Source organism: Kitasatospora papulosa (assembly GCF_000717245.1).
Classification (GTDB): Bacteria; Actinomycetota; Actinomycetes; order Streptomycetales; family Streptomycetaceae; genus Streptomyces; species Streptomyces papulosus.
Map to the genome: position 1 here is coordinate 361,499 of NZ_JNYQ01000004.1, position 12,553 is coordinate 374,051.

Genomic DNA, 12,553 nt, shown 5'->3' on the forward strand with positions numbered 1-12,553 from the left:
CCGTGAGTACCCGCACCGAATCGGTGCCCGTACAGCCTACGGGCACCGCTCAGCAGACTTCTTCCAGATCCCGCCACTCACGGCTGTCCGGGCTGTCGGCCACCCAGCCGTCCAGCAGACCGCGCACCAGCCCGGCGGGGGCCGCTATGCCGCACTCACGCTCCGGTACCCAAAGGTCACCGGCGGTGCGGTGGCCCAGCGGCCCGGGGTGTCCGGGCTCACTGTGGTCGTGCGGGTCCAGGTGCTCGCCGTCACCCTCGTCGCTCTCCATCCTGCTCTCCGAGCAGGCACGGCAGAGCAGCCGTACGGAGGACGACCAGTCCTCGGCGGCGAACCCGGCGTCCGAGGCGAGCTGCTCCAGCGCGTCACGGTCGGCCTCGGTGGCGGCCTCCAGGAGCACCACCCAGGTGGGGACCGGAGAGGGCGCCCACAGCTCGATCTCGTCGAAGACCGGGTAGGACGGCCCTGCCGCCGTGACCCGCTCACCGTTCGGCACGCCGTCGTGCAGGACGACCTCGCCCCAGCGCCGCCCCGAGGACGGCAGCGGGATCGACAGCACCTCCATGCGCGCCGGATCGAGCCTGCGCCCCCAGACGACCTCGGCCTCGCCCTCGGGCGAGAGCCGCACGGCCGCGCTGCCCAGCTCCATGCCCGTGGGCTCGCTGTTGGCCGCCGCGTTGTACTGACCGCTGCCCGGCACCTTCAGCCCGTAGGCCTGCCAGGCCCGGCGCGCCAGCGGCCAGTCCTGCAGCGCGGTGGCGGCGATCCCGACGTTCCACCAGTCCGGCGCCCCGGACTCCCGGTCGAGCAGGGCGACGGCGCGCAGACCCGCGGCCCTCGCCTGTTCCCAGTCGTGCCGGAACTTGTGCAGCAGGGCCAGATTGAACCAGGACTCCGAGAGCCAGGGCTCCAGGTCCGCCGCGCGCGTCAGCAGTGCCCCCGCGTCCTCGTACCGGCCGTCGCCGATCAGCGTGAACGCGCGGTCCGTGGCCTGCCGCCAAGAGGCGGACGGCCGATGCCGTACCTTCCCGAAGATCCTCACGATTCCCGCCTGTCCCGACTGGACACCCTCGTTTTCCGCTCTCCTTCGCATCCAACCATGCCCGGCCGGACGCTCGCTCATTACCCATGGGTTACCCCGTACCGGCCCGGGTGAGACCGCCCCGCGCCAGGACTCTGGCCAGCGCCTCCACCACCTGCGGCTGGTAGTCGTGGCCGGTGCCGAGCCTGAGCTGCTCCAGCGCCCTCAGGGACCCCTTGACGCCTTCCCCGCACAGGTCGTCGTACGCGTTGACCGCGCGGACGATCCGGGCGGAGGTCTGCTGGTCCCGGTACGGATCGGCCTGCTGCTCCACCACCGCGGCGACCGCGGGATCCACACCGGTCAGACGGACCACCGCCCCGCCCAGCAGGGCGATCCGGCGCTGCTCGGCGGCGGGCAGGGCCGTCGTCGCTCCGTCCGCCACCGGGTCGACCAGGGACAGCTGGCCGATGTCGTGCATCAGCGCCGCGTACTCGAGCACGGTCAGCTCGGGGCCGGGAAGCCCCAGCTCCCGCCCGACGGCCGTCGCCAGGTCCGCCACCCGCCGGGCGTGCCCGTGCGGGGTGTAACCCGCGATCTCCGTGGAGCGGGCCAGCGAGGCGATGGTCTGCCGGTACGTGGTGCGGACGGCGGCGTACCGGCGGAACGAGACCTGGGTGAGCAGCAGGGGCACGCACAGGACGGGCAGGGCCCACAGCCCCACGACGGCCACCCCGAGCGCCATCACGGCGCCGGTCGCGCCGACCGCCGGGCCGATGCCGCTCAGCGCCCGGAGCTCGTCACGCAGCCGCGGCCCGAACGGGCGGGACGTGCCCGCGGTCGCGGCCGCGAGGACGACGTCGCAGAGGGAGGTGAGAACCAGCAGCACGAGGAGGAAGAGCGCGAAGTAGGGCCCTTCCCCGAACCAGCGTTCCGACCGGCCCGAATGGTGCAGCGGCTGGAAGCAGAGGGCGGCGAAGGCCACGGCCAGCACACGGCGGGCCGCCTGGTCGGCGCCGGGGCCACTGCCACGCGCCACGTGGGGCACGGAGGCGAGCAGCTGCGCGGCGACGACGACGGTGACGACCTGGAGGACCCCGTGCGCCGTGTCCTGTCCGCCGCTGCGCCCCAGCAGGGCGTACGCGAGGGCTCCGGCCGCCCCCAGCGGCGCGGGCTCGCGCTCTCCCGGCAGGGCGCCCCAGCGGGCCAGCTCGCCGACGGTGACCAGGACCCCGAAGGCGAGGGCGTGGCCGGGCTCCACGACGCCGTTCCACAGGGTGTGCGCGAGCGCGACGACCGCGAGGACCAGGGCGGCGCCGCGGATCGCGAGGACCGCCGGGGACGGGTGGACCGGGCGGGTCACCGCGGTCGTCCCGGCCGGTCCGCGGGCCCCGAGGCGGGCGGCCGTACGTCCGCCCGCTGCCGTGGAAGTCCCGTCCGTCCCTCGTCCGAGGTGACCGTGTTGGCCGCGGCGGACCAGCCGTGGCGGTCCAGGGCGCACGCCAGGGCCCGCACCATGCGCGGGTCGAACTGACTCCCGGCGCAGCGCCGCAACTCCTCGACGGCCGCGGGGACGGGCCGGCCGGGCCGGTAGGAACGCGTCGAGGTCATCGCGTCGAAGGCGTCCGCGACGGCGACGACCCGGGCGAACTCGGGGATGCGGTCACCGGCGAGACCGTACGGGTACCCGCTGCCGTCCAGGCGCTCGTGGTGGTGCAGGATCGCGGCGCGCGCCTCGTCCAGGAAACCGATCCCCCGGACGATCTCGTGGCCGTACTCCGGATGCAGCTCGATGACACGGCGCTCCTCCGGGGTGAGCGGCCCGTCCTTGCGCAGGACGCGTGTCGGGACCCCCAGTTTGCCGACGTCGTGAAGGATGCCGGCGAAACGGAGGGCCTCCATCCGGCTCTCCTCCATGCCGAGTTCACGGGCGATGAGCTCGGAGGCGCGGCCCACCCGCTCGCTGTGTCCCCGGGTGTACCCGTCCTTGATGTCGACCGCCTGGACCAGCGCCCTGATGGTGTTGCGGTGGGCGGCGTGCCGGCGGTGGTACTGCGCGAAGACCCAGCAGGAGATGTACATCGGCAGCAGGACGACCAGCGCGGACAGCGGTCCGTAGGAACTGCGCCACAGGACGGCCATCATCAGCCCGGCGAGCGCGTGCACCAGGTGCGGTCCGACGGAGCGGGACACCAGCCCGCGCCACGCGCGCCCGAGGGCCACGCGCTCCGCGGTGACGAGGATCGCGCCGTCGAGCGCGGCCAGCACGAGGCTGAACACGAGTGCCGTGCCACAGACCGGGACGAGGGCGTACGGAAAGTCCGGCAGGGTGCCCCCAGCGACGCCTCCGAGCGTGACGGGGCCGCCCAGGAACCCGTAGGTCCAGGAGGCGGCACCCGCGGTCAGGGCGAGCTGCGCGGCCCGCCAGATCCTGCGGGCCGCGGCGGGCGGCCGCTCCACACGGCCCACCAGCGCTCCGGGCACGGCGACGAGGACGGCCGCGGACGGCGGCAGCAGGAACGCCGCCGCGAGCAGCAGGGGGAAGAACGATCCGGCGCCGACCGGCACCGAGCCGCCGACGAGGCGGCAGCGGCCGGGGAGTTCACAGATCAGGTGGAGCGCCGCCAGCAGGCCGAGTGTGCCCCAGGGGGTGTGCGCCCCGGGGGAGAACGCGGGCAGGGCGCAGACCGCGGCGCACAGGGCCGCGCACAGGATGTGGGCGCGCGCCGCCCCCGATATGCCCCTCACCTTTACCGCCCGTCCCCCGCCTGGTCAATGGAGGCGCCAGGCTAGCGAGTTGGGCATCGGACAGGTCCCGAACGTGCTGGATTAGCACGTTCGGGTGAAGGGATCAGGGGGTGGGCGCTCAGCGCCGACGGTGGAGAACCGTCACTCGGCGGCGGCGGCCGGACGGTCGGCGCCGCCCATGGCGACGTCCTGCTCGGGCACGGCCTGCCCCGACCGGATCAGGTCGATCCGGCCCATCACCTTGGACCGCAGGTCGGCCGGGACGTCGTCCTGCCCGCAGCAGCGCTTGACCAGCTTCTTCACGGCCTGTTCGAGGCCGTACTTCTCCAGGCACGGGGAGCACTCCTCGAAGTGCACCTCGAACTTGGTGCAGTCGCCCTCGGGCATCTCATGGTCGAGAAACTCGTAGAGATGATCGAGAACCTCTGAGCAATCCGTCTCGTGCGGCTCTCCGCAGCTCATGAGGCCGAGCCTTTCGTTTCGTCCGACTCACCGGCTCCGGCCGGGACGAGCCCGCGCTCACGCGCGTAGTCCTCCAGCATGCCGCGCAGCTGGCGGCGCCCCCGGTGCAGCCGGGACATCACCGTACCGATGGGTGTCCCCATGATGTCCGCGATCTCCTTGTAGGCAAAGCCCTCCACATCGGCGAGATACACGGCGATGCGGAATTCCTCGGGGATCGACTGCAGCGCGGACTTGACGTCGGAGTCCGGCAGGTGGTCGAGCGCCTGGGACTCCGCCGAGCGCAGACCGGTCGACATGTGCGACTCCGCACGTGCCAGCTGCCAGTCCTCGATCTCCTCGGCGGCACTCCGCTGGGGCTCACGCTGCTTCTTGCGGTACGAGTTGATGAAGGTGTTCGTGAGAATGCGGTACATCCACGCCTTGAGGTTCGTGCCCTCACGGAACTGGTGGAAGGACCCGTACGCCTTGGCGTACGTCTCCTGGACCAGGTCCTCGGCGTCCGCGGGATTGCGCGTCATGCGCAGCGCGGCCGAGTACATCTGGTCCAGATATCCGAGGGCGTCCCGCTCGAAGCGCGCGTTGCGCTCGGCGGTCGTCTCCTGCGCACGGCCGTCGTCGGTCCCTGTGTCGGTCCCAGTGACCGGACCCACCTCCTCCAACGATGTCGCGGACCCGAAACCGGACCCGCTCGCCTCGGAGAATAGTCGACCTTGCTTCCGCGCGGGCTGTCGATCGGCTCCGCCCGGGGCGCGCGCCGGAGTGCTCCGTGCCGCGTGAAGCACCGTCCACTCCAGATCTGCGGTGTTCGAGCGGCTCGGGCAGATGGTCGAACCCATGCGACGGACTCCCTCTCCACGTACGACGGTCTGTACCGACATCGGCTGTGTGCCGACACCAGCCACAACAGCCGCCCCGCACGGCGCATTCCCGGTCCTCGCGCGGGCGCGGGGAGTGTGAGCGGGACTACGCCGTCAGGAGAGTCCGTCCAGCCATCCGGCGACCGCCCCCGTGAGCAGGTCCATCGCCTGATCCTGGGTCAGCGGCGCCTTCTTCGCTACGGCGAAGCCATGATCGGCGTACGGCACCTCGACGAGTCCGTGCCCGCCGGAGGGGAACTCGTCCGGCCGCCCGAACGGGTCGCGGCCGCCCTGCACCACGAGGGTGGGCACACCCGCGCCGAGCAGTTCGTCCGCGCGGGACTTCTCCGGCTTGCCGGGAGGGTGCAGCGGGAAGCTCAGGGCGAGCACCGCACGGGCGCCGAGCTCCTCCGCCGTACGGCAGGCCACCCTGGCCCCCGCGCTGCGGCCCCCGGCGACGACGGGAAGCCCCGGGCCGGTCAGCGCCGGCCACAGCCCCCGCCAGCCGGTGTCCAGGGTCCTGGGCGCGGGCGCCAGCTTCTTCCCGGCCACCCGCCACGGCTGCTCCACCAGGGCCACGGTCACCCGGCGGGCCGGGAGCACGGCGGCCAGGGCCTGGAGGTCGCGCGCCTCGACGCCGCCGCCGGCGCCGTGGCCGACGGCGAGCACCAGCCGCGCGTCCTTCGCGGGGATCCAGGTGATCCTGGCCTCCCCGGCGTCCGTGGTGACGTCCTCGGTCTTCTTCGCTGTCCCCGGTGTACGGCTCACGGCGCCCATCCTGCCAAGTCAGAAGAGCGTGCCCACCTCCGGCGCGGCCAGCTCCTCCAGGAGTTCCGGGCCGTTGTTGCGGACGTTGCTGACGGCGGTGGCCACCGGGTAGGCCCGCATCAGCCCTCCGGGCGGCGGCTCCAGGAGCGCTTTCAGCTCGTCGACGTCGGTGCGCGAGGGGTCGAGCCAGGCGTCCCAGCGGTCCGGGGTCAGCATCAGCGGCATCCGCGGGTGGATGTCGGAGAGCGAGGCGGGCCCCTCGGCGGGGGCCACGGCGAGCGGGGAGGTCTCCGCCTCGGTGGTGATCACCGAGCACGTCACCCACCAGGCCTGCGGATGGTCGTCGGGCAGGGTCCGGTCGCGCCAGAACTCGTACAGGCCGGCCATCGCGAAGACGGAACCGTCGGCGGGGGTCACGAAGTACGGCTGCTTGCGCGGCCGCTTCCTCCTGCCCTTCTCCTCCAGCTGCCGCTCGTCGGCCCCGGTGACCCACTCGTAGTAGCCGTCCGCGGGCAGGATGCAGCGGCGCGACACGAAGGGCCTGCGGAAGGACGGCTTCTCGTGGACCGTCTCCGCCCGGGCGTTGATCATGCGGGCGCCGGCCTCGGGAGACTTGGACCAGGACGGCACGAGTCCCCATTTCAGTGCGCGGAGCTGGCGAACCGGCCGCCGGTCCTCCGCGTCCTTCACAGGACGGTCCAGCACCGCGTAGACCTCCTTGGTGGGCGCGACGTTCCAGTCGGGCTCCAGGGTCTCCGCGGGTTCCCACTTCTCCACGCCGAAGAGTCCGGTCAGGTCCTCGGGCCGCCGACTCGCTGCATACCGTCCGCACATGAATGCCAGACTGCCACGACCGCCAGTCGAGTGGACGCCGATCCCTCGCGCACCCGAAGGAGCCGCCCGCACCATGGACAGCACCGACCTGGGCGATCTCTGGGATCGCGTCTTCGGAACCCAGTCCGCCCCCGAGCAGTGGCTGGTTGTGGTCACGGCGACGGCGGCCCTCGTCGCCGTGGTGCCGAACCTCATATGGCGGCTCTCCCGCAACGCGATCACCATCGCGCACGAGGGAGGACACGGTCTGGTGGCCCTGCTCACGGGGCGGCAGCTCTCCGGGATCCGCCTGCACTCGGACACCAGCGGCCTCACGGTCAGCCGCGGGAAGCCGACCGGCGTCGGCATGATCCTCACCGCGGCGGCCGGCTACACGGCGCCCCCGCTGCTCGGGCTGGGCGGTGCCTGGCTGCTGACCAACGGCAGGATCACCCTGTTCCTGTGGCTGGCGACCGCCCTGCTGGCGGTCATGCTGGTGATGATCCGCAACCTCTACGGCGCCCTCACCGTCATCCTCACGGGGACGACGTTCCTGCTGGTGTCCTGGCTGACCTCGGCCGACGTCCAGTCGGCGTTCGCGTACACGGCGGTCTGGTTCCTGCTGCTCGGGGGCGTGCGCCCGGCGTTCGAGCTCCAGTCCAAGCGCCGGTACGGCGGTGCCCCCGACTCCGACGCCGACCAGCTCGCCCGGCTGACGCACGCCCCGGCCGCGCTGTGGCTCTTCCTCTTCCACGCCGTGTCGCTCAGCTCGCTGATCGGCGGCGGACGCTGGCTCCTCGGACTGTGAGGACCGGAGGGGCCGCCGCCCCGGACACCGTCGGCGAGCCGCCTGTACCACCCTTGTATTACGCACCGGTTTCGGCCCTTTTGTTGAAGATCTGGGTTTGCGGAGAGCCACTAAAGTGAGGGGCATGACCGAAAGTGCCGTGCACCCCGCCCTCTGGCCCGCCCCCCTAGCGAGCGGGGCCGTCGACGCGACCGTCACCGTGCCCGGATCGAAGTCGGTCACCAACCGCGCGCTCGTCCTCGCCTCGCTCTCCTCGGAGCCGGGCTGGCTGCGCCGCCCGCTGCGCTCCCGCGACACCCTGCTGATGGCCCAGGCGCTCCGCGCCCTGGGGGTCGGCATCGAGGAGGGCGTGGGCCCCGACGGCTCGGGCGAGGCGTGGAGGGTCATCCCCGCCGGTCTGCACGGCCCGGCCCGGGTGGACGTCGGCAACGCCGGGACGGTCATGCGCTTCCTGCCGCCCGTGGCCTGCCTCGCGGACGGCCCCGTCCACTTCGACGGCGACCCGCGCTCCTACGAGCGGCCCCTGCACGGCGTGATCGACGCGCTGAAGTCCCTGGGCGCCCGGATCGACGACGACGGCCGCGGGACGCTGCCGCTGACCGTGCACGGCGCGGGCGCGCTGGACGGCGGCCCGGTGTCCGTCGACGCGTCCTCGTCCTCCCAGTTCGTCTCCGCCCTGCTGCTCTCCGGGCCCCGCTTCAACCAGGGCGTGGAGGTGCGGCACACCGGCGCGACCCTGCCCTCCATGCCGCACATCCGGATGACCGTCGACATGCTGCGCTCGGTCGGCGCCCAGGTCGACGAGCCGGAGACGGGCGGCGAGCCGAACGTCTGGCGGGTCTCCCCCTCCGCGCTGCTGGGCCGCGACCTGACCGTCGAGCCCGACCTCTCCAACGCCCAGCCGTTCCTGGCCGCGGCGCTGGTGACGGGCGGCCGGGTCACGATCCCCGACTGGCCGCTGCGGACCACCCAGCCGGGTGACGCGCTGCGCGAGATCTTCACCGCGATGGGTGGCGTGTGCGAGCTGACCGAGCGCGGTCTCACCTTCACGGGCACGGGCTCGGTCCACGGCATCGACGTCGACCTGAGCGAGGTCGGTGAACTGACGCCGGGCATCGCCGCCCTCGCCGCCCTCGCGGACTCCCCGTCCACCCTGCGCGGCGTCGCCCACCTCCGGCTGCACGAGACGGACCGGCTCGCGGCGCTCACCAAGGAGATCAACGGGCTCGGGGGCGACGTCACGGAGACCGCCGACGGCCTGCGGATCGTGCCCGGCCCGCTGCACGGCGGCACCTTCCACACGTACGACGACCACCGGATGGCCACCGCCGGCGCGATCATCGGCCTCGCGGTCGCGGGGGTCGAGATCGAGAACGTCGGCACGACCGCGAAGACCCTGCCGGACTTCCCGGAGATGTGGACCGGCATGCTCGGGGAACCGTCCGGTGCCGTCGGCGTCTCACCCGGCGCGCTCGGCGCCTCCGCGGGAAGCCGCGGGGTCTGAGGACATGCGCCGCTACGGGAAGAACCCCGACGAGGACGACATCCGCGTCCGCCCCAACCCCAAGGGCAACCGGCCCCGCACCCACACGCGGCCCAAGCACGAGGACGCCGAGGACGGCATGGTGCTCACCGTCGACCGGGGCAGGCTGACCTGCCTCGTCGACGACCGCACGGTGACGGCCATGAAGGCCCGCGAACTCGGCCGCAAGGCAGCCGTGGTGGGCGACCGGGTGTCTCTCGTCGGGGACCTCTCCGGCGACAAGGACACCCTGGCCCGCATCGTGCGGATCGGTACGCGTACGTCGGTGCTGCGCCGCACGGCGGACGACGACGACCCCTTCGAGCGGGTGGTCGTGGCCAACGCCGACCAGTTGGCCATCGTCACCGCGCTCGCCGATCCCGAGCCCCGCCCGCGCATGATCGACCGCTGCCTGGTCGCGGCGTACGACGGCGGGCTCAGCCCTCTCCTGGTGCTGACCAAGTCGGACCTGGCCTCGGCGGACAAGCTCCTGGAGGCCTACACCCCGCTCGGCGTCCCGTACGTCGTGACCAGCCGCGAGGAGCTGGAGAACGGTGACGCCGCGGACCGTGTGCGCGAGCTGCTGAACGACCGGGTCACCGCCTTCGTCGGACACTCCGGGGTCGGCAAGACGACCCTGGTCAACGCGCTGGTGCCGAAGGACCGGCGGCGGACGACCGGGGTGGTCAACGCCGTCACGGGGCGCGGCCGGCACACCACCACCTCGGCGCTCGCCCTGCCGCTGCCCGACGGCCGCGGCTGGGTCGTCGACACCCCGGGCGTACGGTCGTTCGGGCTGCACCACGTCGACCCCTCGCGGGTCATCAACGCCTTCCCCGATCTCCAGCCGGGCACGGAGGACTGCCCGCGCGGCTGCACCCACGACGGCCAGGAGCCGGAGTGCGCGCTGGACGCGTGGGTCGCCGAGGGCCACGCGGATCCAGCCCGCCTCGACTCGCTGCGGCGGCTGCTGGCGACGCGGGAGCGGCGCGAGGGCGACTGAGACACCGCGTGGCGGCGGACGGCCGGGCCGCCCCTCGCGCGTTTGCGGGCTCCCACGACAGGTAAGGGCATAATCGCGCAGGCGGGACGAACGTCACCTACGTGGGAGGCACCGGACGATGGCGTGGTTGCTGGTCGTGGTCGCTGGACTGCTCGAGACCGGCTTCGCCGTGTGTCTGAAGCTCTCGCACGGTTTCACCCGCCTGTGGCCGACGGTCGCGTTCTGCGCGTTCGCCCTGGGCAGCTTCGGTCTGCTCACGCTGGCCCTCAAGAAGCTCGACGTCGGCCCGGCCTACGCGGTGTGGACGGGTATCGGGGCCGCGGGCACGGCGATCTACGGGATGGTCTTCCTCGACGACGTGGTCTCCACGCTCAAGCTGGTGTCGATCTCACTGGTGATCGTCGGTGTGATCGGTCTGCAGCTGTCCGGTTCGGCGCAGTGATCCCCGGCCCAGGCCCGGAGTCCGCCGGCACCAGCGTGTAGGAGAGGGCCAGCCTGAGCGCGACCTCGCAGCACAGCTCCAGCCGCACGGGGTCGCGCGGTGAGGGGCCCGCCCCGAGCACGGCCACCGCCCGGTCGCGGACGAGGGCGAGCATCTCGGTGGGCGTCGGCGGTGCGGGTGCGCCGTACCGTCCGGCGGGGGCTGCGTCGGGCCGGGGCAGGTGATCCCCCCACACACCGGTGATCAGCGCCTTGACCAGGACGTCTCCGTGGGCCGCCCGGACCGTCCAGCGGGCGAGCTCCGCAGGGCCGCCACCCTCGGCCGGATGGGTGCCGAGCGTCCGTTCGACCCCGGCGAGATAGCCGTCGGCTGCACGCCGGACCAGTGCGCGCGCCAGTCCGCCCTTGCTGCCGAACTCGTTGTAGAGGGTCTGCCTGGACACTCCCGCCGCGGCCGCCACGTCGACCATGCGTACGGCCGTCCAGGGCCGCGTCGTCAGCGCCGCGTACGCGGAGTCCAGCAGTGCTTCTCGCGCTGAGGGCATCGTCGCCTCCCACGCCGGGGACCTGCGCATCAGAGTTGAGGCGCCCGGACACCCTGTCAAGGGTCCGCGTACGGCCCCGCCCCGGCGTGCGGGGAGGTGCCCGCCCGGCGCGGGGCCGTGTAGCCCGGCCGGGTGGCTGTGGATACTGTGACGGCATGCCCGACTACCACGATGATCTGCGCCTTGCCCACGTACTGGCGGACGCCGCCGACGCGGCGACGATGGACCGGTTCAAGGCCCTGGACCTCAAGGTCGAGACCAAGCCGGACATGACCCCGGTGAGCGAGGCGGACAAGCACGCGGAGGAACTGATCCGCGGGCACCTGCACCGGGCGCGCCCGCGTGACGCGATCCTGGGCGAGGAGTACGGGGTCGAGGGCACCGGCCCGCGGCGCTGGGTCGTCGACCCGATCGACGGCACCAAGAACTACGTACGCGGCGTCCCCGTATGGGCGACCCTGATCTCGCTGATGGAGGCGGGCGAGGACGGCTTCCAGCCGGTCGTCGGCGTGGTGTCCGCCCCCGCGCTGAACCGTCGCTGGTGGGCGGCCAAGGGTGCCGGCGCGTTCTCCGGCCGCAGCCTGACGTCCGCGACGCGGCTGCGGGTGTCGAAGGTCGAGCGCATCGCGGACTCCTCGTTCGCGTACTCCTCGATGACCGGCTGGGAGGAGCAGGGCCGGCTCGACGGCTTCATGGATCTGACGCGCGCCTGCTGGCGCACCCGTGGATACGGCGACTTCTGGCCCTACATGATGGTCGCCGAGGGCTCGGTCGACATCTGCGCGGAGCCGGAGCTCTCCCTGTGGGACATGGCGGCGACAGCGATCGTCGTACAGGAGGCCGGTGGACGGTTCACCAGCCTGGACGGGGTGTCCGGCCCGGGCGGCGGCAACGCGGCGGCGTCCAACGGACTGCTGCACGACGAGCTGCTGGGTTATCTGAACCAGCGCTACTAGGCGTACGCCCCTTGTCCGGCCCCCTCGGTGGTGCGACTCTGGGATTCCCCCCACTTGTGAACTTGTGAATTGCCTCACGAAGGCCGATTCGCCGTTCACTCCCCCAAGGAGGTGGCTCCCGACATGCTCGTCCGCGACGCCATGAGCACCCTGGTCCTCACCATCGGTCCGGCCCACACGCTCCGCCAGGCGGCCAGGCTGATGTCGGCCCGGCGCATCGGAGCGGCCGTCGTCCACGATCCGGACACGTGCGGCCTCGGCATCCTCACCGAGCGGGACATCCTCGACGCGGTGGGAGCGGGCCTGGACCCCGACGCCGAGAACGCGTCCGGTCACACCACCACGGACGTGGTCTTCGCCTCTCCGGCCTGGACCCTGGAGGAGGCGGCGGCAGCCATGACGCACGGCGGCTTCCGGCATCTGATCGTGCTGGACGGCGACGGTCCGGTCGGCGTCGTCTCCGTCCGCGACATCATCAGGTGCTGGGCCCCGGCCAGGAGGCAGGCGGCGGGCGCGGCCCTGTGACGACGCCCCTGCCGCCCCGGGTCTCCGGGTACGGCAGCGGGCCGGACCCCCGGACGACCCGGGGAATCCGGCCCACCGCCG

14 protein-coding genes are annotated in these 12,553 nt (G+C 72.7%); 6 read left to right on the forward strand and 8 right to left on the reverse strand.

The genetic code is table 11. The annotated features are described in order from the left end of the window. Positions 1-49: 49 nt before the first annotated feature. The 7 genes from IA22_RS0112840 to IA22_RS0112870 form a co-directional block, all read right to left on the reverse strand. Positions 50-1,042: a tetratricopeptide repeat protein gene (locus IA22_RS0112840; protein WP_014154160.1), complete on the reverse strand. Its 993-nt coding sequence runs from the start codon at positions 1,040-1,042 to the stop codon at positions 50-52. 91 nt (positions 1,043-1,133) lie between these two features. Further along, positions 1,134-2,384, reverse strand: a complete 1,251-nt coding sequence (locus IA22_RS0112845) for an HD-GYP domain-containing protein (protein WP_030123666.1) — start codon at positions 2,382-2,384, stop codon at positions 1,134-1,136. Beyond that, entirely contained in the window at positions 2,381-3,769 is a 1,389-nt protein-coding gene (locus tag IA22_RS0112850; RefSeq protein ID WP_015578674.1) for an HD-GYP domain-containing protein, read from the reverse strand. Before IA22_RS0112850 ends, IA22_RS0112845 begins: the two co-directional genes overlap by 4 nt. 141 nt (positions 3,770-3,910) lie before the next feature. Next, positions 3,911-4,231 carry a mycothiol system anti-sigma-R factor gene (gene rsrA / locus IA22_RS0112855; RefSeq protein WP_014154163.1) on the reverse strand — a complete coding sequence of 107 codons (321 nt, stop codon included), beginning with the start codon at positions 4,229-4,231 and terminating at the stop codon, positions 3,911-3,913. After that, positions 4,228-4,884 (reverse strand): sigma-70 family RNA polymerase sigma factor, encoded by a 657-nt coding sequence (locus IA22_RS0112860; protein WP_030123667.1) that lies wholly within the window; start codon positions 4,882-4,884, stop codon positions 4,228-4,230. Before IA22_RS0112860 ends, rsrA begins: the two co-directional genes overlap by 4 nt. A 321-nt stretch (positions 4,885-5,205) precedes the next feature. Beyond that, a complete protein-coding gene (locus tag IA22_RS0112865; protein ID WP_030123668.1) occupies positions 5,206-5,859 on the reverse strand; it encodes an alpha/beta hydrolase family protein in 654 nt (217 codons plus the stop codon). 18 nt (positions 5,860-5,877) lie between these two features. Then, positions 5,878-6,693 (reverse strand): SOS response-associated peptidase, encoded by an 816-nt coding sequence (locus IA22_RS0112870; RefSeq protein ID WP_014154166.1) that lies wholly within the window; start codon positions 6,691-6,693, stop codon positions 5,878-5,880. A gap of 73 nt (positions 6,694-6,766) precedes the next feature. Between IA22_RS0112870 and IA22_RS0112875 the strand changes: the two genes are divergently transcribed. The 4 genes from IA22_RS0112875 (at position 6,767) to IA22_RS0112890 (ending at position 10,447) form a co-directional block, all read left to right on the forward strand. Continuing rightward, positions 6,767-7,480: a M50 family metallopeptidase gene (locus tag IA22_RS0112875; protein WP_014154167.1), complete on the forward strand. Its 714-nt coding sequence runs from the start codon at positions 6,767-6,769 to the stop codon at positions 7,478-7,480. A 124-nt stretch (positions 7,481-7,604) separates the two neighbouring features. Continuing rightward, positions 7,605-8,984, forward strand: coding sequence for a 3-phosphoshikimate 1-carboxyvinyltransferase (gene aroA, locus IA22_RS0112880; protein ID WP_030123669.1), 1,380 nt, complete (start codon positions 7,605-7,607; stop codon positions 8,982-8,984). A 4-nt stretch (positions 8,985-8,988) separates the two neighbouring features. After that, complete coding sequence (gene rsgA / locus IA22_RS0112885; RefSeq protein WP_030123670.1) at positions 8,989-10,005, forward strand: ribosome small subunit-dependent GTPase A; 1,017 nt, start codon at positions 8,989-8,991, stop codon at positions 10,003-10,005. Between the two features lie 118 nt (positions 10,006-10,123). After that, positions 10,124-10,447, forward strand: a complete 324-nt coding sequence (locus IA22_RS0112890) for a DMT family transporter (protein ID WP_014154170.1) — start codon at positions 10,124-10,126, stop codon at positions 10,445-10,447. Here IA22_RS0112890 and IA22_RS35195 read toward each other — a convergent pair. Next, on the reverse strand, positions 10,377-10,991 hold the full coding sequence (locus tag IA22_RS35195) for a TetR/AcrR family transcriptional regulator (protein WP_081889823.1): 615 nt from the start codon (positions 10,989-10,991) through the stop codon (positions 10,377-10,379). The two genes, IA22_RS0112890 and IA22_RS35195, sit on opposite strands and share 71 nt — an antisense overlap. Positions 10,992-11,146: 155 nt before the next feature. Here IA22_RS35195 and hisN point away from each other — a divergent pair, with 155 nt between their 5' ends. Both hisN and IA22_RS0112900 read left to right on the forward strand, forming a co-directional pair. Continuing rightward, entirely contained in the window at positions 11,147-11,947 is an 801-nt protein-coding gene (gene hisN / locus IA22_RS0112895) for a histidinol-phosphatase (protein ID WP_014154172.1), read from the forward strand. A gap of 123 nt (positions 11,948-12,070) precedes the next feature. Next, positions 12,071-12,472, forward strand: a complete 402-nt coding sequence (locus IA22_RS0112900) for a CBS domain-containing protein (RefSeq protein WP_030123671.1) — start codon at positions 12,071-12,073, stop codon at positions 12,470-12,472. Positions 12,473-12,553 lie beyond the last annotated feature (81 nt).

Coding starts and splice junctions, on each gene's coding strand:
- IA22_RS0112870 (WP_014154166.1), bottom strand. CDS start 6,693: ATGTGCGGACGGTATGCAGCGAGTCGGCGGCCCGAGGACCTGACCGGA.
- IA22_RS35195 (WP_081889823.1), bottom strand. CDS start 10,991: ATGCCCTCAGCGCGAGAAGCACTGCTGGACTCCGCGTACGCGGCGCTG.
- aroA (WP_030123669.1), top strand. CDS start 7,605: ATGACCGAAAGTGCCGTGCACCCCGCCCTCTGGCCCGCCCCCCTAGCG.
- IA22_RS0112890 (WP_014154170.1), top strand. CDS start 10,124: ATGGCGTGGTTGCTGGTCGTGGTCGCTGGACTGCTCGAGACCGGCTTC.
- rsrA (WP_014154163.1), bottom strand. CDS start 4,231: ATGAGCTGCGGAGAGCCGCACGAGACGGATTGCTCAGAGGTTCTCGAT.
- IA22_RS0112875 (WP_014154167.1), top strand. CDS start 6,767: ATGGACAGCACCGACCTGGGCGATCTCTGGGATCGCGTCTTCGGAACC.
- IA22_RS0112900 (WP_030123671.1), top strand. CDS start 12,071: ATGCTCGTCCGCGACGCCATGAGCACCCTGGTCCTCACCATCGGTCCG.
- hisN (WP_014154172.1), top strand. CDS start 11,147: ATGCCCGACTACCACGATGATCTGCGCCTTGCCCACGTACTGGCGGAC.
- rsgA (WP_030123670.1), top strand. CDS start 8,989: ATGCGCCGCTACGGGAAGAACCCCGACGAGGACGACATCCGCGTCCGC.